16 protein-coding genes are annotated in these 21,619 nt (G+C 43.6%); 3 read left to right on the top strand and 13 right to left on the bottom strand.

From position 1 onward, the window contains the following. The first annotated feature begins 87 nt into the window (after positions 1-87). The 3 genes from MKX41_RS09140 (at position 88) to MKX41_RS09130 (ending at position 3,858) form a co-directional block, all read left to right on the top strand. Positions 88-1,269: a hypothetical protein gene (locus MKX41_RS09140; RefSeq protein ID WP_340969783.1), complete on the top strand. Its 1,182-nt coding sequence runs from the start codon at positions 88-90 to the stop codon at positions 1,267-1,269. A 171-nt stretch (positions 1,270-1,440) separates the two neighbouring features. Further along, the gene (gene asnB / locus MKX41_RS09135; RefSeq protein ID WP_340969781.1) at positions 1,441-3,318 is read left to right on the top strand and encodes an asparagine synthase (glutamine-hydrolyzing); all 1,878 of its coding nucleotides are present in this window, start codon (positions 1,441-1,443) and stop codon (positions 3,316-3,318) included. Between the two features lie 15 nt (positions 3,319-3,333). After that, a complete protein-coding gene (locus MKX41_RS09130) occupies positions 3,334-3,858 on the top strand; it encodes a putative immunity protein (RefSeq protein ID WP_340969778.1) in 525 nt (174 codons plus the stop codon). 943 nt (positions 3,859-4,801) lie between these two features. Here MKX41_RS09130 and MKX41_RS09125 read toward each other — a convergent pair. The 13 genes from MKX41_RS09125 to MKX41_RS09065 all read right to left on the bottom strand — a co-directional run bounded on the left by MKX41_RS09125 (position 4,802) and on the right by MKX41_RS09065 (position 21,611). Next, complete coding sequence (locus MKX41_RS09125) at positions 4,802-5,800, bottom strand: NADP-dependent oxidoreductase (protein WP_340969776.1); 999 nt, start codon at positions 5,798-5,800, stop codon at positions 4,802-4,804. A gap of 80 nt (positions 5,801-5,880) precedes the next feature. Continuing rightward, complete coding sequence (locus MKX41_RS09120; protein ID WP_340969773.1) at positions 5,881-6,963, bottom strand: alkene reductase; 1,083 nt, start codon at positions 6,961-6,963, stop codon at positions 5,881-5,883. Between the two features lie 43 nt (positions 6,964-7,006). Next, positions 7,007-7,705, bottom strand: a complete 699-nt coding sequence (locus MKX41_RS09115; RefSeq protein WP_076283650.1) for an SDR family oxidoreductase — start codon at positions 7,703-7,705, stop codon at positions 7,007-7,009. A gap of 239 nt (positions 7,706-7,944) precedes the next feature. After that, positions 7,945-8,523: a TetR/AcrR family transcriptional regulator gene (locus MKX41_RS09110; RefSeq protein ID WP_076283651.1), complete on the bottom strand. Its 579-nt coding sequence runs from the start codon at positions 8,521-8,523 to the stop codon at positions 7,945-7,947. A 466-nt stretch (positions 8,524-8,989) separates the two neighbouring features. Beyond that, a complete protein-coding gene (locus tag MKX41_RS09105; protein ID WP_340969770.1) occupies positions 8,990-10,861 on the bottom strand; it encodes a M56 family metallopeptidase in 1,872 nt (623 codons plus the stop codon). Beyond that, on the bottom strand, positions 10,858-11,271 hold the full coding sequence (locus MKX41_RS09100) for a BlaI/MecI/CopY family transcriptional regulator (RefSeq protein ID WP_339264886.1): 414 nt from the start codon (positions 11,269-11,271) through the stop codon (positions 10,858-10,860). The genes MKX41_RS09105 and MKX41_RS09100 overlap by 4 nt, the downstream gene beginning before the upstream one ends. Before the next feature lie 75 nt (positions 11,272-11,346). After that, the gene (locus tag MKX41_RS09095) at positions 11,347-12,078 is read right to left on the bottom strand and encodes a hypothetical protein (protein ID WP_340969768.1); all 732 of its coding nucleotides are present in this window, start codon (positions 12,076-12,078) and stop codon (positions 11,347-11,349) included. 411 nt (positions 12,079-12,489) lie between these two features. Further along, entirely contained in the window at positions 12,490-12,885 is a 396-nt protein-coding gene (locus MKX41_RS09090) for a BlaI/MecI/CopY family transcriptional regulator (RefSeq protein WP_076283655.1), read from the bottom strand. Between the two features lie 549 nt (positions 12,886-13,434). Beyond that, on the bottom strand, positions 13,435-15,636 hold the full coding sequence (locus tag MKX41_RS09085) for a M1 family metallopeptidase (protein ID WP_340969766.1): 2,202 nt from the start codon (positions 15,634-15,636) through the stop codon (positions 13,435-13,437). A gap of 334 nt (positions 15,637-15,970) precedes the next feature. Further along, positions 15,971-16,939 (bottom strand): glycoside hydrolase family protein, encoded by a 969-nt coding sequence (locus tag MKX41_RS09080; RefSeq protein WP_340969764.1) that lies wholly within the window; start codon positions 16,937-16,939, stop codon positions 15,971-15,973. Positions 16,940-17,147: 208 nt separating this feature from the next. Further along, entirely contained in the window at positions 17,148-19,442 is a 2,295-nt protein-coding gene (locus MKX41_RS09075) for a chondroitinase-B domain-containing protein (protein WP_340969763.1), read from the bottom strand. Positions 19,443-19,584: 142 nt separating this feature from the next. Next, complete coding sequence (locus tag MKX41_RS09070; protein ID WP_445671311.1) at positions 19,585-20,715, bottom strand: glycoside hydrolase family 88 protein; 1,131 nt, start codon at positions 20,713-20,715, stop codon at positions 19,585-19,587. Between the two features lie 20 nt (positions 20,716-20,735). Then, positions 20,736-21,611: a carbohydrate ABC transporter permease gene (locus MKX41_RS09065; RefSeq protein WP_042188472.1), complete on the bottom strand. Its 876-nt coding sequence runs from the start codon at positions 21,609-21,611 to the stop codon at positions 20,736-20,738. Positions 21,612-21,619: the final 8 nt, after the last annotated feature.

Genomic DNA, 21,619 nt, shown 5'->3' with positions numbered 1-21,619 from the left:
GAACGATTCATATAGTGAATCATTTGACGTTTTTTTTAGCTTATATCATACTACTCATATAACAAGAGATAAACAGCGAGGTAAATCATGAGCAAAAGAAATAGAAAAAGAAACATTCTATTAACGATATTGGCAGCAATAGTTGGAATATGCACGGTATCGATTTTATTAAATAAGACCTACCGTACTACGTTTGAATCCTTGCCTGAAACCGATCGGCGGATGCTGACAGAGTTATCCGAGTTGTATAACCATTTTGAGCAATCCAGTGATCAGCTCTGGAATAAGGATTATCGATTTGACTCCAAACCCTTGTTACTGGTACGAACGACTAAGGATAGCGGTCTGTTTCGTAGCGAAGGGTTTGCCGTGAATGTGCCTATGAAGAAAGGGATTTTTGCTCAAGAAATCAGTCTGCCTGAGTCGATGGGCTTACCGAAGGTATATCGTATCAGTCGTTTTTCACCGACAACCCTCTCAGCATGGTTTCCAGCTAATTTTGGAACGCTAAATCTGAAAGGTATGGAAACAATGTATTTTAAGTATTATCCCAAAATGTTCAGCGATCCCGCGCTGTATTTTGATTTTTCATCTTTTTTATTGCACGAAGGGTTTCATATCTTCAAACAAAAAGACTGGACGTATGATGCCAATGGTGCTGAGCATATCGAAAACTATCCTATAAATGAAGAAAATTACGCATTGATGGGTATCGAATTCAAACTGTTGGATCAAGCAATGGCTGAAAGCAATCCTGAACTCGTTCAACAGTATTTACATGATTGGACAGTTGTACGAAATTACAGATACTATAAATGGCCGCAATTAATTGGCGAGACGAAGACAGAGGCTATCGAAGGTTCTGCAAGGTATTTGGAATATCGTTATAGTAAGTTAACTGGCCGTAATTTAATGGTGCTGGCCACTAAGCAGGAGCCTTACCATGTGACATTTATGCAAGCATATGATTTTATTGCTAACGGACAAGCGGAGTCGCCTTCTTTCTTAGAAAGAAGTATCCGTTATGAAACTGGGGCTGCTTTGGAGCTAACGATGGATAAGGCAAACTTACCATGGAAAGAAGCGATAGAAGATGTACCTGGGAAGAAACCAGGAATGACACCGTACGAGATTTTGAGTAACTATTATAAAATGAATGATCTAACTACTATTGAAAGCCAGTTAGGTGAAATTAAAGAAGTATACGATTACGATGCCTTACGCAAACAGGGGGCGAAGATCGTTAAGCAGCTTATTAGCGAACAGTAACTTTATATAGCCTTATCCAAACACGTCGAACGATTCATATAGTGAATCATTCGGCGTTTTCTTATGGATTAAAGTACGATTCACCTGCGTGATTCTAAAAAAAGATGATTGATCAACGCAATTGTGGGCACTCTATATCCTAATCTTTACTATAGGAAGGACTACAATAGCATGTGCGGAATAGCAGGAATCTTAAAATGTAATGGACAACCCCCGCAAGAAGAAACCTTAAAACAAATGACAGGCGCAATGAATCACCGAGGTCCTAATCATGAAGGCGTATGGCTCGATTCTCGAATTGGGCTCGGTTTTCGTAGGTTATCCGTTATAGATTTACGTGATGGAAATCAACCGATGACGAATGAAGATCGTTCCCTTTGGATTGTTTTTAATGGTGAAATCTATAATTATAAAACACTACGAGATCAGCTTAAGTTAAAGGGACATCACTTTCAAACGCAATCAGATACAGAGGTCATTGTGCATTTATATGAGGAATACGGTAAGGACTGTGTCCATCATTTACGAGGAATGTTTAGTTTTGCGATTTGGGATGTTAAGGAACAGACGCTTTTTGCTGCCAGAGATCATTTTGGCATCAAGCCTTTTTATTATTACAAAGATGAGAATAACCTTTTATTTGCTTCGGAAATTAAAAGCATTCTTGCAGTTCACGGAGTACCAAGAAAGCTTCAGTATCAAAGTTTATTTAGCTACTTAACTTTTCAGTATGTGCCGCAACCGGATACGATGTTTGAACATATTTATAAATTAGGACCTGCAGAGCGAGTATTTGTTAACGCTAAAGGTGAAATGAAGATCGAGAAATATTGGGAACCCCATTTTCATCCGGTAAAACGATCTTTAGCAGACTATGCGGAAGAAATTCAGTGGAAATTGAAAGAGTCTGTAAACCTTCATTTACAAAGTGATGTGAATAGAGGATGTTTTTTGTCCAGTGGAATTGACTCTACAGCTATAGCTGCAATGATGAAAGCAGTAGAATCCACAAAGACCTTTTCGATTGGATTTGAAGGGGTAAACAATGAAACGATCATTGCAAATCAAACGGCAGCTAAACTGGGAACGGATCATTATTTTCACATTTTATCTACAGAAGACTTTTTTGATAGTATTCCGAAAACGGTATGGCATCTAGATGAGCCTGTCGCGGATCCTTCCGCCATCGCTCTTTATCATCTCAATCAGCTTGCAAAAGATCATGTCACGGTTGTCCTATCCGGGGAAGGCGCTGATGAATTATTCGGAGGATATCGGATCTATAGAGAGCCAGATGCATTAAGACCCATCACATGGATGCCCAATTTCATAAAGGATTCGTTACGAAAATCATTGTCTATATATCCATATCATTTTTATGGAAAAAACTATTTACTTCGGGGGCTGACACCTTTAGAGGAACGCTTTTTCGGTAATGCTAATATCTTTAACAAAAGCGGAAAGATGAACTTGCTCCACGAATCGGTACACGCTCAAAATAGCTTTTTACATCCGACGGATATCGTTAAGCCTTTTTATGATAAGACAGTGCACCTAGATCCTACGACAAGAATGCAGTTTATTGATATGAATTTTTGGTTGCCTGGCGATATTTTGTCAAAAGCAGATAAGCTGTCTATGGCACATTCATTGGAATTAAGAGTCCCGTTTTTAGATAAAGAGGTTTTCGAAACGGCTAGTAAAATTCCAGTCTCCAATCGGATTGGCAAAAATACAACAAAACTCGCTTTGCGTAAAGCTATGGAAGGAATTGTTCCTGATGCTATTGTGAATCGCCCGAAATTAGGATTTCCCGTACCGATTCGTGATTGGCTTAAGACCCCGATTTCAGATATAATGTTTGAGCAAATACGCTATAGTGGTATTGAAGAAATTTTCAATATGAATATCATCGAAGAAATGTTTGTCCAGCATCGGAATAATAAAGGTGATTATTCGCGTAGAATCTGGCTAATTTACATTTTTTCAGTGTGGTACACGCTTTTTATGAAAGAAGATCTGAAACAATTAAAGAGTGCCGTGCTGTAATGGGGGAGTGATCGTTTGAATATTGAAAAATATGCATGGAATAAACATGAGCAGCAAATAAAATCAACTAACGAATTTACTTACAGTATTCCTAAGATAAAGATTGTAGACAATAATGAATTAAGAAATCAACTTGAAGAAACGCTTGAAAAATTACCGCAGAAGTTCCTGGCCAAATGGGCTTTGAGCGTTGCTGTTGAACACCTGGATCATCTGGATCAACATCTTATAAATGACCCGCGCATTGATTTAGGGATAGAAACGCTAGAAAAACGTATAGCTGGTGGTATCAGAGCCTTTGACTTAAGAAAAGTTGGATTCATAGTCAATGAATTAGCGAAAGAGTCCACAACCGAAGCAAGTAAGTATGCTGCTCGTTCTTTTGCACAAGCCATTGCAACTGGACATATGAGAGGACATGCTATGGTAAGCAGTGACTATGCTGTTAAAATGGTAAACATATCCAATAATTCCTCAGTGGCCGAGTCTGCCACTAAAGAACGGGAAAGACAATTAAGGATAGCTAAAGAAATGTTTTAAAATTGAAGCTATAAGACTGAACGGTATAAAGATACTGATATAAGTTAATTAATGGTAATAATTAGCTTTTTTATTTAAGAGGTACGTAAAGAACAATCAACAATAAACATATAAATATAACTACACAAAGTTTAATCCGAGATTCTGATACACTTTAAAGTTTAATACTCGTTAGAGACAAATCAATATCTAAAAAGAGATTCAATTGTTCATGAAAGGGAAGCTAGTATGAACAATTTTGAATATTGTATAGATATCAATTATGGACAGCTAATTGGCATTAGTATGGTTTAAATTGGCTTGCTCCATTAATTTATATACTACTTCCTCACAAAACCCGTATTTTGTACATATGTCTATGAGTTGGAATAAGCCCTGTTTACATCTAGGATGTTGTACAATGTACAATGACAAAAAGTTACCTACATATTATAAATGTCACCCTCCCTATAATGATAACAAAAAATCTATCATCAAAAAAAATTTTTCTTCAATCAAAAAGACTATCTCCATTAGGTAATAGCCTTCGGTATTTAGAAATCATGATTTTGCCAGGAAAAACCCTATTTAACATATCACGCATTTCTTAATGGATATTCTCTTATGTAGCGGTTCTTTAATGTTGTTCTAATTCAGTCAATTTATCTTCGAGATACAAGTACGAGTCAATCCCTCGATGGAATTTTTTTCGAACCGTTACACGCTAGATTTTAGGGTCCGAGCCGTACTCTCGTCTAGTAAAGGTTATGGCTGATTGGGATCCAATTCGCTGGGTAACCTTGTTTTGTTCTCCCCCATTCGAATCCGCCATCTCTTGAAATGGACGAGGTAGCTGCTGAGCAAACTACCAAGCACGTCTCAGCCGTTCATCAAACCGTATGCAGAGTGAAACGAAGTAGTCTTCTTCTCGGTCACAGACAGTCGGCTAGATTCGCTCTCTCCCTTAGAAAGTTATAATAACTTTGCCTTGTGAGTGACCAGTAGAAACTTGTTGTAGCGCCTTATTAATATCATCAAATTTGTAAGTAGAATCAATTGAAGGTTTAATATTGTCATTTTCAATAAGGCTAGTAATCTCTTGTAGCTGTCTTCCATTGGCTTGCACAAATAAAAAGTGATATTCTTTTTTATCTCTTGCTGCTAAACGGTCTAAACGTGCACCTACTAAAGCAAACAACATTTTTTTCCACATTGGAAGATTATTTTCAACGGCAAAGCGATAATTTGGTAAAGCCTTCAATGATACTAATTTTCCTTGAGGTTTTAAAATATCAAGTTCCCTTTTTATTTCGTTTGTACCCAAGGTGTCTATAACATAATCTATATTGGATAGAACCTCAGCATAGTTTTCCTCCTTATAATTTATAAATTCATCTGCTCCAATCGACAGTACACGTGATCGACCTCTTTCACTGCCACTTGTAATAACGTATAACCCCATTGCTTTAGCAATAGGGATTGCCATAGCACCGAATCCGCCAGTTCCGCCAGGAATAAATAGTTTTGCATTAAGCTGAGCGTTGAGCACTTCTTTCAATGCTTGATAAGCTGTTAAAGCAGTAAGTGGGACCGCAGCTGCTTCAATAAAGGATAGATTTTTAGGCATTTTAAATATAGCTTCATCTTTGACCGCCACATATTCAGCGAAAGCTCCTATTTTATTCACCGGCAACCTCGTATAAACTCGGTTACCAACCTGAAAATCAACAACATCTTTACCACATGCTTCTATAACACCAGAAAGTTCATTGCCTAATGTTAATGGGAAATCATAATCAGCAATCATTCGGATACTGCCATTTATAATAAGAATATCTAAAGGATTTACACCTGCAGCTTCTACTTTAACGAGTACCTCACGATTATCGATTTTCGGTATTTTAACATTGTTTATTTCCAAATGAATTTCTTTTGAGTATTTCTGTATTTGAGCAGCTCTCATGTTCTGCCAGCTTCCTTTCCATTTGTAAATCTTATGGCGTACAATTTTCAGTTGTACGCCATTTGTGGTTTCACTTATACTTATTGCTGTTGAGCTTTTAATTCTTCCATTATAGGGTAGTCTGTATAACCTAAGCTTCCGTTACCAGCGTATAATGTTTTAGGATCAACTTCATTTAAAGGTGTTCCTTTTTTTAGACGTTCCACAAAATCCGGATTAGCTAAAGACCAGATACCGACTGGCACCACATCAGCAGTACCACTATCAATATCTACACTAATATCTTCAAGTGCCCGCCCTGCTCGATTGACCAATAATGGATTTGACCAAATTGAACGAATTTCACGGAGCAGTATTTCATTCCCTAAATGCATAACATGGAGGTATGCTAAATTAAACTTAGCTAATTCTTTTACAAGATGGCGATAAACCTCTGGTCCTTGTGCGCCTTCATCAATCCCACCAAGAGGTGTTCCTGGTGAAATCCGGAAACCGGTTCTTTCTGCTCCAATTTCTTCAACTACTGCTTTTGTTACTTCGATTGCAAAACGAGCACGATTCTCCACAGATCCACCGTATTTATCGATTCGTTTATTAGAATTCTCACCAATAAATTGATTAATTAGATAACCGTTGGCTCCATGAATTTCAACCCCATCAGCACCTGCTTTAATAGCTGCTGCAGCTGCTTTTCGAAAGTCTGCAATAGTATTTTGAATATCTTCTTCGCTTAGCTCTCGTGGAACGGGTATTTCCTGCATTCCTTTATCAGTAAACATTTCTACACCAGGTGCGATCGCTGAAGGTGCAACTGCTTGTCGATGATGCGGAGTATTGTCGGGGTGCGATATACGGCCCACATGCATTAATTGTATATACATAAAGCCCCCTGCTTCATGTAATGCATCGGTAACCTTTTTCCAACCTTCTATTTGCTTTTCAGTATAGATGCCAGGTGAATTTAAATAACCTTGTCCATCATCAGAAGGTTGTGTACCTTCACTAATAATTAATCCCATTGATGCTCTCTGAGCATAATAAAGGGAGCTTAGTTCTCCCGGTGTGCCGTCCTTTTGTGCTCTACTACGTGTCATAGGTGCCATTGCTAATCGATGAGGTAATTCCATATTTCCAATTTTCGTATTACTCCACAATTTGTTCATTTTGTAGTCTCCTCTATAAATTAAGTTAGAAATGAAATTGTTATTAAGAAAGATGAGGGTACAGTGCAGGAACGCCACCTGCAAGTCCACCTTGTATCATTCGGCTGTTATCATCAGCAATAATTTCAAAACTGCCAGATTCTATGCCATCAATAGCTATTTTTGCGATATCTGCAGGACTTACTTTGGGAACTTCTAAGCTGGATGTCATGTCTGTCTCCATAAAGCCAACATGTAATCCTGCTACTCTCACATTATGTGGATACAAGTTTATACGTAAATCGTTCGTCAATGCCCATGCTGCAGCCTTCGCGGCTGTATAAGCACCCGCAGTTCCGGAACTAAACCAAGATAATGCGGAAAGAATATTTAAAACCGATCCTCCCCCGTTTTTCTCAATGATCGGTGCAAAAGCACGAACCATGTATAGCGTACCGAAGAAGTGCGTATCAAACTCCAACTGTATTTTGTCCACATCACCTTCCAGCAAAGAAGCGCCAGTAGATGATCCTGCATTGTTGATTAAAAGCGTAACGTCCTTAGCGAGGATAGCAGCTGCTTCAACTTCTTGAGTGTTGGTAATATCAAGCTTTACAGGTATAACGCCTGGAATATCAATGGTTTCCGGATTTCTTGCACCTGCATAAACCTTAGCCCCTCTGGATAGAAGTTCAAGGGTGAGATGGCGGCCAAAACCTCGGTTTGCTCCAGTTACAAATGCCACTTGTTCAGAAATCATCATTTTATTTACTCCTTTTATTCATCTTTTAACTACTATATGGGAATGATCATTCTAAAATGAACACAAGAATAGATCATTCATGAAAGAAAACTAAAGCAAGGAAAGAAACATATTTTGAGAACGATCATTCTAAAAAATATTCAAGAAGGATCGTTTAAAGAGATCTATAAACGAGACAACACTCAGTTATGAGAACAATCATTCTAGAATATGCATAAGCAATTATTTTTAAATAATAATTACTTATGTAAAAGTTTAATTGATAAATCGGCTATTCGATGTAATTTTTCTTTAGGCACGGAGGTCCTTGTCATTACCCTTAACCCCACACAAACAGAATGCAGATGTTCCGCTAGATCGTCGGCATTGTAATCCGAGCTAAATTCTTCATCCTGCTGCCCCCACAAAATAATATCTTTGAGCAGCTTCTCTGATAATGTGAACGATTCAGTGGACTTCAAATCCACATTGGCATCGCGCATTGCTAGTTCCACGGCTGAATTCACCATCAAACAGCCTGAGGGCGAATCTTCTTCACCATTTATTATGAAACTAAAGATAAGCTGAAGTGCCTCAGTTGCAGTCTTGGAACGTTTAACTTCCCTCGTAAGCTCAGCATTCACTTTATCGCGAAAACGGTCCATGGCTTTCAAAAACAGCGTATGCTTGTCGCCAAATGTGTCATATAAACTTCTTCGATGAACTCCCATATGCTCTACAAGATCTGTCAAAGATGTCTTCTCGTAACCCTGTTCCCAAAAAAGCTTCATCGCCTTATCTAATACTTCGTTCTCTTCGAATTCTTTGCTTCTTGCCATTCGATTCCCTCCCTAATAGTAAATGTAACATATTGAGAACGATCAGTAAAGAATAGATTTTCTAATCACAGTTAACGATGTGATCTCTTAGCTTTCTTCTTTACTCCTTCCGACTGGTCTGTGGTGACTTACCTCCGAGCGGATCCCTTCCCTGTTCCTTTTATTTATCTTGGACTTTTCATACAGGACATTTCTTAGTGCATAAATCATCATAGCGCGACTATGTAGGTAACTTTAAGTCAATAAACCACAATGTAGGCACTTTTGTGTCATTGGACAGTAATAGTTCGTAACTTCATCCATCGAAGCAAACCGCAGTGTTGCCGTCCACTGGCCCATCACTCACCTCACTTTTTATATGATAAGCAATTTACTAAGATAATCATTCACTTATATCAATTGCTCCAAGATAAAAAACCCATATCGACCCTAGTTCTAGGGTGATATGGGCGCCTGCCTTGAGATGTTATTTTTTAATTGCAGCTTTCAGAATTTCGATCTTCTCTTGTCGTGATAGATCCGATGAGGTTGAAATGCTATATCCAAATTTACCGCCATCTTGCCAAAAAACATATTTTGGGAAAACATTAGCCGGTAAATCATCGTCAAAAAATCCATTATTCTTAGTTCCATCGGCGTCCACAGTATACTTCGTAATCGCAAGCGTATCTTTCCCGTTCGTGTATTCCAGGCGAATATCGTCGGCTTCTTTCCAGTCCATTTTTTTCGTGAAGACCGGTTTGCCGCTCTTCTTCCCTTCAGCTCTCAAATCATCGATGAACTTGCCTCCCAAGGATCCTCCGATTCTCGCTTTGGAGAAAGTGTAGCCTTCTGGCAGGTTGGAAGGCTCTTGCAAGACAGCGCCTTTTAAGGTTGCTGCTTTCTGAAGATATTCATCGAAGGAAGCATATTCCTTCGTCAGCCCCCAATAGCTAAGATCAAGTCCGCTGTTCAACGCTTTATATTTATGATAGATAACATACGTGTCACCCGTCTCTTTAACCAATTCCTTCACGCGATTGATTTCATCGTCGATATATTTTTTATCCTCTGCTGGAAGTGCCTTAGCTGCATCCGCCGCTAGTTTATTCATTTTATCCATTTCTTGCTTATACAACGCACGGTCTACCTTAGACCCATTGAATTCCTCAGGATAGGTGATATCTAATTGACGGTCCCCAGCTTCTGATTGTACTGAAACAGCTATCGTTGCGTTCCCATCATCTTTTTCCTTGGCATTGACCAGCGTCACGCTGCCAAGCGCGAGAATGATTGTCATCCCTAAGATAGAAAGGCGATATGATTTTTTATTGAATTGTTTGATCATGATAAGTCTCCTTTTCATTTGTTTATGTGTCGCAGATAGGCCGGCAAGTCCCGGCAGGCGATGATCTCCCGAGAAATGTTCCAACACTTGGATGATCGTCTGCCCATACGCATTATTTTGCTGTGGTCTCATTCGATCCAGCACGAAGGCATCACAGGCCATCTCTTGATCTTGTCGCGCTCTGTTCACTGCAAGCCATACAAGTGGGTTGAACCAATGGAGAATCAGAACCAAGTGCATGATCCAATTCACGGCTACATCCCTGCGACGGACATGAGCGAATTCATGCGCCAAGATATACTGAAGCTGTCCTTCATGCAGCGACATCAGTAGACTTGGAGAGATGACGACTGTCGGCTTACAAAACCCAACGACGGCCGGACCGGGAATACGCTCGCTGGAAACAAATTCAACTTTGCGCTTCACGCCGAGCTGCTGCCGTGTATCATGGAACAAGGCCAATAACAAAGGCGTTTCTATACGGCTACCAGCGCGCAGGGCATGTTGCAATCGCAGCTGATCGTATATGGTTTTCGCGACGAGAAGCAGTACACCCGTAAGCCAGATCAGTACCAAGACTGGAACAAAGCCCATCGATGTAATTTCATTCCACCAGAAACGGTTCTCCGGCTTGCTTCCCGATGTATCCGTGGATGCGGTTAATTCCGTTATCCCAACTACAATTCCATATTTCTCCGGAACAGAACCCTTTACGTGTTCTCCTGTCTCGCTTGCACTTATCGATGGATCTTGCATTTGCTGGTGAATGCCAGGCATGAAGGATTCCAGAGATAATACATTATAAAGGCTAAGAGAAGACTCTGGTGCCCAAGGAAGCAGCAAGCGGATCGCCACGGGTATCCAGAGCAAATATTTCCATCTGGCTTCCAGTTTGTTTTGGAATAAGAATTGCAGAATCAAGATCAGCATGACTAGAATGCCTGCCATGAACGATCCCTGGATCACCCAGCCGAAGAATGACACAACAGTTTCGTATAAGCTTGGACTCATTTAGATTCTCTCTTTTCTAGTTCCCCAATTCTGCCGCTATTGTCGAATAACGTCTTCAAATCCTCAATTTCCTGCGTATTCAGCTTCTCATCTTGGAGGAAATTAGCCAACATCGGCATAATGGAACCACCATACATCTTCTCCATGAAGGAAGTAGTCTCGGAACGCTGATATTCTTGCTCGCTGAACCGAGGATAAAATAATTGCATACGCCTCGAACTCTGCTCCAGCTTCACGCCCGCCGCTTCCTTCTGTACCAGTCGGCTAAGAAGCGTTCGGGTCGTATTCGGGCTCCAGCCCATTCGATCCGTCATTTGTTGAACAACTTCACTAGAATAGCAATCTGGATTTAGCCACAATACCCGCAAAATTTCGAGCTCTGCATCCGTTATGGATGGTATTCGGTTCATATATACAACCTCCAAATCTAACTTGCGCAGAATGCATAGGATGGGTGAACTGCTGCGCATGCTCAAGGCAACCTATCACTTCTTGACCGCTGCTTTTAGAATTTCAATCTTCTGTTCTCGGGTGATATCGGATGAGGTTGAAAGGCTGTATCCGAATTTGCCGCCATCTTGCCAATAAATGTATTTTGGGAAAATGTTTGCTGGAAGGTTATCGTCAAAATAACCTTTCTTCTTCCCTTCCTTCGCATCCACCACAAACTTCGTAATCGCAAGCGTATCTTCCCCGTTCGTGTATTCCAGGCGAATATCGTCGGCTTCTTTCCAGTCCATTTTTTTCGTGAAGACCGGTTTGCCGCTCTTCTTCCCTTCGGCTCTTAAATCATCGATGAACTTGCCTCCCAAGGGTCCTCCGATTCTCGCTTTGGAGAAAGTGTAACCTTTTGGCAGGTTGGAGGGCTTTTGCAAGACAACGCCTTTTAAGGTTGATGCTTTCTGGAGATATTCATCAAAGGAAAAGTATTCCTTCGTCAGCCCCCAGTAGTTAAGATCAAGTCCGCTGTTGAGTGCCTTGTACTTATAATACATGACATAGGTATCTCCAGTCTTGGCGGTCAAATCCTTCACTCTCTTAATTTCTGCGTCAACCACCTTTTTTTCCGCTGCCGTTGGAGCTTGATCGGCTGCTTTTTTAGCCGTCGACTTCTGGGCTGACTTGGAAGAAGCCGCGTCTACCTCAAGGTTCATCGATGAACCCAATAGTAGAACACTGCTGAGGGTTGCGATGGCTAATTTTGATGCTGTTTTCATGTGAAAAACTCCTTTCTGTGATCCTGTTTTAAAACTACACGTGTAGTTATAATTCAATACTACAGTTGTAGTTATATTTTGTCAACACTATTTTATCGGACCCTTTTCGAGTATCCATGAAATAAAAAAAACTCCTCCGGAGAGCAGTTTGATCGTACGATGGATTCGTTATTGCTGTTTTTTTCCACCCCAAGGTTCCGGTTCCGGCGAATCTGGCGTTGGAAGCAGTCCTAGATCATGGAAGATTAAATCGGCGATGCCGGTCTTTACATAAATTGGTTTTTAATTAAGGGTTGTTGCATCGTCTCAATTGTATGCTGGGTAATTTTGTGGAATTATACTAATAAAAAAACCGCGATTTACGCGGCGGTTCGACGTTAGGCTGAATGGTTCTACCTTTAATCAATTTTCTTATCGATCATCGTTGTTGCGACTCTCGTCAAACAAAGCTTTCAAGTCATCAATTTCTTTCTCGTTCAGCTTCTTATCCTGCAAAAAATTAGCGAGCATGGGTTTCAATGCGCCGCCATACAGTTTCTTCATGAACGATTTAGTCTCCGACTTCAAATATTCTTGTTCGCTGATGAGTGGATAGAACAAAAAGTTCCGTTTGGATCCCTCTTCCTGTGTTGTTCCCGCCGCTTCTTTCTGCACTAAACGGTTCAGGAGCGTCCTTGTCGTATTCGGGCTCCACCCCACTTGTTCCGCCAATTGCTTGACGACCTGGCTGGAAGGACAATTCGGACTGGCCCACAATACGCGCATCACCTCGAGCTCCGCATCCGTGATGGGTGGTATTTTTGTCATGCCTAAACCCTCCAAAATCAAGTTATGACTACATCTGTAGTCACACTTAAATAGTACAATTGTGGTCTGATCTTGTCAACCTGCATTATGTTTCATTCTAAAAATAAAGTTTTGCCGAGCTATTATCAATTGATAAACCAGTCAAATGCAGGTTAATAGTTATATTCTCATCTTGTCCTTCGTTTGTCCATGAAAACATAGCCTCCTCTTGTCCATTCTCTTGCTCAACATATTCCTCTATGTTTAGTATCAATTAAAAACAGAATTTTCTCCATTTTTAAAGCTCGTAAAAATAAAAAAGAACATCGGTTAACTTTGAGCAAGCCCAAATTAACCGGTGTTCTTGAAATTATCCAAGTTCCCTACGTTTTGGCTGCCATGGAACACACGAAATGATCCTTGAAAGTTAATTCCCGAAAACAGTACAAACGTTTGTTTTTTAGATTTTCACCTGTTGTGCGGTTTTAAATTTTCCTGAGAATCCTTATTATGTTAACAAAAAAATACGACCATGGAGCTCCCTCGGGACTAAGACTGCCCTGTCATTTATTATTCTGCAAATAGTTTCGCATACGGATTTTCGATCTTTTGTTCGCTGCTACTCTTACCTGTGTTATTCAGAACATAATATTGATAGAAATGGTTTGAAAAATTCAATGATTCCAATGCTTTAGCCATAAATGGATCTTCCGTCTGATCACTCAATTGGTCCCCTGTCCAAAAATAATGTAACATGAGACGATTCTGGTTATACGGATGTTTGATAATGTAGGCTCCGGATTGATTAGACTTATTCATGATTTCCTGCCATTTAAAACCGACTGTATCAGCACGCTTGATGATGCCGGACTTCAAGGCTTGTACAAACCCATTCGCATCCGGTTTGCCGATGACAATGATATTACTGTCCCCTAGCTCCTTCTTAAGCTTGTTTTTTAATACTTGACGTTCTGTTATAATCGTTGGTTTTATTCCTGCTATTTGGAAGAAGCCTTGAAACTGGTTGAGCAGCTGATCCTGTTGTTTTGTTGCTTTGTCCGATGTCAAACGGTCGCTCAAGATAATCGTTAGCGGCTCGCCCTGCAACGTTTTATCGATAATTCGACTCATCGTTTCAGACGGAACCTCTGGAAACTGCACAAACACTGAATGGTATATTGATTTAAATTGCTCGTACATATAAGCGGCTTCCTCGTCCGCTGTTAGACGATATTCAGACTTCAATGAATAATTGGGCTGGCGCAAATCCACTTCCCAATCATCTCTGACCTTTTTGCCCGCTTTGTTCTCAACAACCTGAAGCAGTCCTTCGATCGTCGCATTTTTGTATACATACTGGTCAAAATATGTCTGCATCAGCTCATCAAACTTCTCTTCGCCAAGCGTACGATACAACTGATAGATGGCTTGACGGCCTTTTTTATAAAAAATGGCGTCGGGAGAATCGCCAACCTTATCATTGGATGCATCAAGCGGACTATCTGACGATACTTCATCGAATTGAATCACCTTGAATCCATTTAACGGATTTCCTTGTTTCTCATAGAAATATACCATAGAGAAATCGGCAAATCCTTCATCTAGAAATGATTCCTTCTCGGAATTATTTCCAATTAATGCGTGGAACCATTGATGCGCAATTTCATGGACAAATGCTGAATGGTTTGAAATATCTGGCTGACCCTCGATCATGCCCATCTGAATCATTCGCGAAAATTCAACAGCGATCCCTTCAACGTACGATTCAACAATTCTGAACTCCGGATAAGGATATTTACCATATTTTTCGCTGAAGAAGTTAATGACTTTAAACGCTTGATCAATATATTGATCGATAATCTGTTTTTTGTCTTTCTGATTATCAAAGTAATAGTATTGTATGGTCAGACCATCTCGTGTAACACTTTCTACTTTAAAATCCGGACTCGTGAAGAAGACAAATTCTCTCGTATTATTCGCAGTGGCCGTTACCATCTTGCGGCCTGCTTCGGCATCCTGTACGGTCAGTGTTCCAGGCATGGAAATCTGGTAATCGGCGGGTACATTCATGGTTACCTGATAATCCGCAGAATCATAATAATCGGATTCAAATGTAGTGCTGTAAGGAGTTTTGTCCCATGTATGATCTGCAGGGTTATAGACCGAAAGCACAGGGAACCAATGAGCACCATTGATGATATTCTTGTAATGGGACAACCGCTGTGAGCCATAAGGAATTTTTACGTCGAATTCAAGTTCCAGTGTGATAGATTGCCCGGGCTGCAATGCTTGTCCCAATGCAACCTTAAGTGCCTGATTCGTATTATCGAACTTCAAGGGTTGACCTAACGACTTCACATTGTTAATGTCAATGCCGCCCAGGAAATCTTCAGGTTTCTTATCCGGGTTTTCCTTTGCCATTCGTTCATTTGAATTTTCGAACATACCCGACTGTGTATCCTTTGAACGGTTTGCATCTGCAAAGGTGTGAAATACAATATTGTCCAGTGTATCCTTCGTGTTGTTTCGATAGGTCACAGTTTCTGTACCGTGAATTGTCATCTTCTTCTCATCAAGCCTTGCGTCTACTTGATAGCGCGCAAGCTGATGAACAGCCGCATCGGCTTCTAGCAACGAATCGTTCTGAATCGTTGGTTTCGCCGCCATCGCTATCCCCGTCCCGAAAACAGGGCCTGTACTTAATGCGACAACAAGACTGCCGGCAATCATGCACTTCGGTAGTTTAGTATTCCAATGTTTAAGTTTATTCATGTTGCTCCTCCTAATGATAAGTTCCTAATCATGATCGTAGATTCTCGAGTATGTACAAAGACTAGTATAATGCTCTTACTTTACACGAGATTTAAAGGAACCTTACATTAACCTTAAAAAGGAATCACTTATAGTTTTTTAAAACAGATACTCTGCACAAGTGTATTGCACTAACTCGATAAAACAGCGTTCCAAGGAGGTCCGCTCCCGCACTTGGCTTGACAATACATCTAGCCCAACAGGCTGCGGGAAGCTCCCAACGTAATGGCATTTAAGCTTGTAGCTGCAGTCTTGATCACCGTATCCGATAATAATTTGCCACAGCTCCAGTGAATCATTGCTTCAAAGGTATAACCATGTTCCACGTATCGGAAGCGTCCTTAAAACCATCACTGCCGTCCGAGACGGCCGCGAACAAATGAGTCGGCTTGCCGTTCTGGAACAACAGGAACGGCCGCTCCAGATTGCCCAGCGTCTGCACCGTACCGTCATCCCAACGCACCGTCCGGGAATAGCCTTTCGGCTGCCCATGCAAGCTCCATTTCAGCCCGTCTGGTGACTTGGCGTAGATGCCGCCGTATTTTTCTCCGCATAGATGCCCTTCCATATCTTTGGCTATCAAATTGAATCCTTCATTTGTTTGCCAGATGAAAGGGTCTTCGATATGGAACGACTCTGGAGGAAACACCGGCTCGTCACTCAGCACCCGGTACAGCCCCTCGTAGTGATCCGCATACGCAACTCCAATCGTCATGCCGCCATGAAGGTTGCCTTCGTAGTGACGTGCCTTGTAGATCAGCAGCACGGAACCGTCCTCCCTGACACACGGAGCCGGATTGGAGGTCAGAAAGCTATCGAATCGGCCGGGACGTGTTGGCAATATCGGTTCGTCCGCTCTGCGCCACGGGCCCAAAACGCTGTCCGCTATAGCCAAACCTACCCGTTTGTTCGCCCGTGCCACGATGCATTGAGGATCGGTTAACCCGAAATTCCCGGGCGGCTCTGGCTCGCTTAGCGGATGGGTCGAACCCGTATAATAAAGCAAATATTTGTTGTTGTGCTTGACGATATGGGGGTTGTGCGTGCAGCGTCCATCCCAATATTCCGCTCCCCTCGCCGGAAGCACCACCTCGCAGAATCGGTACGGTCCCTCGGGGGTATCCGAGTCTGCCCTGACAATCTCTGAAGCCGTCATCCAACCGGGATGCATCGGCAGTGTCTTCGGCCAGCGCGAGGCAAACATATGGAATTTGCCGTCCTCACCCTTCACGACGGAACCGCACCATACCCAATAACCTTCCATACGGAAGCCGCCGCCACGTGGAGCCGGCAACATTGTGCTAGTATGCATGTACAGTCACCTCGTTTTTTCCCGCTGCTCCATAATTGCTGTGAAACATGGTCTCCCATCCTTCCAAATGAAGTGAATAACAGGACTGCTCCATATATCAATGGATCGACAAAGTCATGCCAGCGAGCCAACCGCCGGCATGCTTGCACATATATCGATCCTAAGGCGTATTCAGCCCCACATCGTCGGCCGCTAGCGGGCGATTCAGTAGAGGCGTGCCGGAATATTCGTCTGCCCCCACATCTACTGTCGCCCGCATTTGACTTTCCATATCCGCCAGCACGAACGCGTATGTTCCCACAGCTGCATCAATTGCCGGGCTGCTCGCGGACAGTTTCTGAATGCCGTTCACCGCAGTCAGCAGAGGATTGATATTTCGGATCTGCTCCGAGCTGCGCGATATGTTGCTAATAGTGCTGCCAAACCCGATGTTACCTTGGAACAGCGTATTTGTTGTCGCCGCCTCGTAATAAAGCGTGCCGGTGTTGTTGTATACGATATTGTTCGCCACGACGGAATCCTGCGGAGCATACGTTTTACCCGAGCCGATGACGATACCGGTTTTGCTGTTTACAATCGTATTGTTGACGATAAGTGCCCGGTAAACTTTCCATTGTTTGCGCAATTGTTCGACCGTCGGATTTGGAGGTGAGCCTCCAGTACCGCCGTCGAAGTCTCCGTTAGGCAAGTAGATTGCTTCGCTAGTCAAATTCTCAAAGTAGTTGTTATAAATCTTATGATCATTGCCGAACATCCGGATGCCTTCCTGATCCGACTCCACACCGTCCCCGAGGAAGAAGTTACCATATACGCTGTTGTTATGGCCATGCCGCAGCGTCAGGCTGCCCTTGGACGTGCGGAATGTATTGAAGCGCACCGAATTGCTGCTGCTCTTGACCGATATGATTTCCGGCTCTCCATCGCAATTCTGAAATACATTGTATTGTATCGTATTATAGCCGTGGGAGAGCGTAAGACCCGACAAGCCGAGACGAATTGTCTCTTTGCCGTTAGCTACCCATGGGCCTACATCATGGAAATAGTTGTATTCGATAATATCGTATTGCGAAATTTGCCCTGAGCCATCCTGTCCTTCGTAAGCGATCAGCGGTTCGGTGTCGCTCTTCAGTCCGAAGTCGTTCCGGTCGATGCGGTTATGATGGCTGTTCGTGCCCCGCACTTGCAGCCACATCAAGCCGCTCCCCGAGCTGGGAAGCGCAAACGTATTACGGGTCAGCCGCGCATGGTGCGAGCCTTCCAACACCACTGCGCCATTGCTTGTGTTCGTAAACTTTAATCCGTCCAGCACCACATGCGAGGAGTTCTCGATGCGGAAGCCTGACGCTCCCGAGATGATAGCCTGACCGCGGCTTTTCGCTTTAATGACGATTGGCGCGGTGGCAGTGCCGTTTTTGTTTTGAACAGCAAACGGGCTTGTACGCGAATACGTGCCGTTTGCCAACACAATCGTTTTACCCGCCGTAGCGGTTGCAAGCTCGGCAGCCAACTGCGTGGAAGTGCTAACTTCGACGACCGTCCCTTCGCTACCGCTGCCGCTTGAATCGCTACCATAAATTTCGACCTCGGCAAAGCTGTTCCAGGCGTTCACCGAGTTGCCATGGCCAACAATACGAACGTAGCGGACGGGGGCAACATCGGCAAAATCAAACGTCTGCAAGCTGTTGCTCAGACTGCTGACCGCTCCCGAAAGCAATGTACTGAAGTTGTAGCCATCATATGAAGTCTGGATATCAAAAGCGAAAGTTCGCTCCGCCCCGTTGGTGAAGGCGATCTTCACGTATTCCACCTGCTTGCTCGAAACAAGGTCGTATTGGACCCACTCCCCTTCGCCACTCGCTGACCAGCGTGTGTTAAGATCGCCGTCGATTGTATATGCGACGATATTGCCGTCATCTCCGCTGGCCATAAGTTGTGGCACGGTAATCGCCAACTTGCTTGCGCCTGGCGGAGATCCGTTCGCGGTGCCGTAGAGTTCAACTTCAGAATAACTGTTCCACAGGTTGGAGGAATTGCCGTGCCCAACGATCCTCACATAGCGGGTAGAATCGACATCCGGAAAATCGAACGTTTGCAGACCTTCCACAAGGCTGCTCACAACTCCGCTGCTGACGGTCGTAAAGGTGGAACCGTCCATTGACGTCAAAATATCAAAAGTAGAAGTGCGGCTTGACCCATTCAGAAATGCAATTTTGATGAAAGACAATTTGCGATTTACGCCCAAATCGTACTGGATCCATTGCATGTCGCCATTCGCCGACCAACGTGTTAAGAAATCGCCGTCCACCGTGTTGGCTGGAACGTTGCCGTCATCTCCGCTCGCCGTCACGTCGGAGCTGCCAATTGTGAACTTTGTATCAGCCGCACTTGCCGTTCCTGGTATTAACGCAACCAGCATACAGATCAAAATAATGAACGTCATACTTTTGGTTCCCATAATTCATTTTCATCCTTTCCATTATGAAATGATGGTTATTGAATCATTCCCTTCGTTCCGTCCGGCACCTCCTCTCAAGAATACGAAAGCCGGGAGGAGCTTCCTGTCCTCCCGGCTTCGTGATTATGGCCTTTGACCCCGCTTAAAAAACATGCTGGCTCCAGCCTTTGCTCTTCGCCAAAGCTTCAATATAATAGTAATCGCCGTATATCAGCGATACGTTGATGTTGGTATTGACTGGTTTATGACCGGTTGCGCCGAGCAGGATGCCTTCATACTCCGGCTTGTCGAGCGCACTGTAGTTGTTCGACAGCGAGCGAAGAATGCGCGTGGCCGCGCGCTGATATAAAGCGGCTTCCTCAGGAGCCACCTGCGACGCGATATCGATCAAGCCAGATGCTGCGCAGCTCGCCGCTGAGGTGTCGCGCGGCTCGTCCGTCAAGTCGGTCGCCGCACGGAAATCCCAATGCGGCACATCGTCTTCCGCCAACGCGCTGATGAAATAATGTGCCACCCCCTTCGCCGCATTCAAGTAACGTGCTTCTCCCGTATAGCGGTAAGCGCAGCTCATCCCGTAGAGCGCCCAAGCTTGGCCCCGCGACCAGGACGAATGCGGCGCGAAGCCCTGTCCGCCGTCATAACGCTCCACTTCGCCCGTCTCCGGATCAAAAATAACGATATGACGCACCGAGCCGTCGCCTCGGATGAATGAGCGAAGCACCATATCTGCATGGGCGACCGCAATATGCTTGAAGCGCGGATCATCGCTTTCTTCACTCGCCCAGAACAGAAGCGGCAAATTCATCATCGAATCGATGATCGACCAACCTGTCTGGTTACGGGGCCAGGCTCGAATGAACTGTCCTGCCGGGTTGTACCTGCCCGCCAGAAAGTTGGCGGCGAACAGCCCGCGCCGCCGAGCGTCCGGGTCACCGGTCAGCTTGTAGCGGATAACCGATGTCGGCAGGAACTGAAAGCCAACATCGTGGTGGAAATGGTTGTCCCGCAAGTAACATTGCTCCATGCGTTCGTCCCAAGGCTCCGCCTCCTCCCGATAACGTTGCTCACCGGTCATATCGTACAGAATCCACAGAATGCCCGGCCAGAAGCCTGAAATCCACTGATCCACTTTGATCTGGTCATATTTGCCCGCCGCCGAAACATGCGGCGCTTCTGTCCAGCCTGCTTCGATCATATGATCAACTTTAATCTTCACTTTATCCCACCAAGCCGTCAGCTCGGATGGTTTCAGGTTCACATTTTCATTGCTCATCTCTGAATTCCACCCCTTCTCTAACCTTTAATGGCACCGATCAAGGCGCCTTTCACAAAATATTTTTGCAATAGCGGATAGACCAAAAAAATCGGAAGGGTTGCTACCATAATCGTGGCGTATTTCAATGTTTCGCCCAATATGATGATCTCATCCTGGGAGGCTCCTTCCGCCATGGAGTTTGCCTCGCCAATAATCAAAATTTCTCGCAGGATCAACTGCAACGGATACAGCGACCGATCCTGAAGGAAGATCATGGCGTTAAACCAGGAGTTCCAGTGGCTTACTCCGTAATACAGGCCTACCACTGCAAGCACGGGCTTGCATAGCGGCAGGAAGATGCGGAACAGAATGCCAAAGTCATTGGCGCCGTCGATCTTGGCCGACTCTTCTAGCGCATCCGGCACTGCCTCGAACGATGTTCGCATGATAATGAGGTTAAATGCGCTTATTGCGGTAGGCAGGATCAGCGCCCACAGTGTGTCCGTAATGCCCAACCCTCTGACCAGCAAGTAGAACGGAATTAATCCACCGCTGAAAAACATGGTAAATACGATAAACAACGTAAGCTGCTTGCGATATTGCAATGTTTTTCTGGACAAGGCGTATGCGGCAAAAGAAGTAAGCAGCAAATTGAGAGCCACGCCTACAATGACAATAAATAATGTGTTGCGGTAGCCGAGCAGGATCATCGGGTTGCTGAATACCGCCTCATATGTTTCAAGCGAGAAGCCCAGCGGCTTCCAAAGAATGCCCTTATGCGCCATCATCAGCGCTGGTTCGCTGAATGAAGCAAATGCCACGTATAGAATTGGGTACACTGTTACAATCATGAGCGCGGACAAAAACAGCGTATTGCAAACCCGGAATATATGTTCACCCAAGCTTACTCGCATGCGAACCC

Source organism: Paenibacillus sp. FSL R5-0475 (genome assembly GCF_038004585.1).
Lineage (GTDB): Bacteria > Bacillota > Bacilli > Paenibacillales > Paenibacillaceae > Paenibacillus_AQ.
The sequence above is the reverse complement of the archived record's forward strand: the minus strand, read 5'-3'. Positions and strand labels throughout refer to the sequence as shown.

Coding starts and splice junctions, on each gene's coding strand:
- MKX41_RS09140 (WP_340969783.1), top strand. CDS start 88: ATGAGCAAAAGAAATAGAAAAAGAAACATTCTATTAACGATATTGGCA.
- asnB (WP_340969781.1), top strand. CDS start 1,441: ATGTGCGGAATAGCAGGAATCTTAAAATGTAATGGACAACCCCCGCAA.
- MKX41_RS09125 (WP_340969776.1), bottom strand. CDS start 5,800: ATGAGAGCTGCTCAAATACAGAAATACTCAAAAGAAATTCATTTGGAA.
- MKX41_RS09120 (WP_340969773.1), bottom strand. CDS start 6,963: ATGAACAAATTGTGGAGTAATACGAAAATTGGAAATATGGAATTACCT.
- MKX41_RS09115 (WP_076283650.1), bottom strand. CDS start 7,705: ATGATGATTTCTGAACAAGTGGCATTTGTAACTGGAGCAAACCGAGGT.
- MKX41_RS09110 (WP_076283651.1), bottom strand. CDS start 8,523: ATGGCAAGAAGCAAAGAATTCGAAGAGAACGAAGTATTAGATAAGGCG.
- MKX41_RS09105 (WP_340969770.1), bottom strand. CDS start 10,861: ATGAGTCCAAGCTTATACGAAACTGTTGTGTCATTCTTCGGCTGGGTG.
- MKX41_RS09100 (WP_339264886.1), bottom strand. CDS start 11,271: ATGAACCGAATACCATCCATAACGGATGCAGAGCTCGAAATTTTGCGG.
- MKX41_RS09095 (WP_340969768.1), bottom strand. CDS start 12,078: ATGAAAACAGCATCAAAATTAGCCATCGCAACCCTCAGCAGTGTTCTA.
- MKX41_RS09090 (WP_076283655.1), bottom strand. CDS start 12,885: ATGACAAAAATACCACCCATCACGGATGCGGAGCTCGAGGTGATGCGC.
- MKX41_RS09085 (WP_340969766.1), bottom strand. CDS start 15,636: ATGAATAAACTTAAACATTGGAATACTAAACTACCGAAGTGCATGATT.
- MKX41_RS09080 (WP_340969764.1), bottom strand. CDS start 16,939: ATGGAAGGTTATTGGGTATGGTGCGGTTCCGTCGTGAAGGGTGAGGAC.
- MKX41_RS09075 (WP_340969763.1), bottom strand. CDS start 19,442: ATGGGAACCAAAAGTATGACGTTCATTATTTTGATCTGTATGCTGGTT.
- MKX41_RS09070 (WP_445671311.1), bottom strand. CDS start 20,715: ATGAGCAATGAAAATGTGAACCTGAAACCATCCGAGCTGACGGCTTGG.
- MKX41_RS09065 (WP_042188472.1), bottom strand. CDS start 21,611: ATGCGAGTAAGCTTGGGTGAACATATATTCCGGGTTTGCAATACGCTG.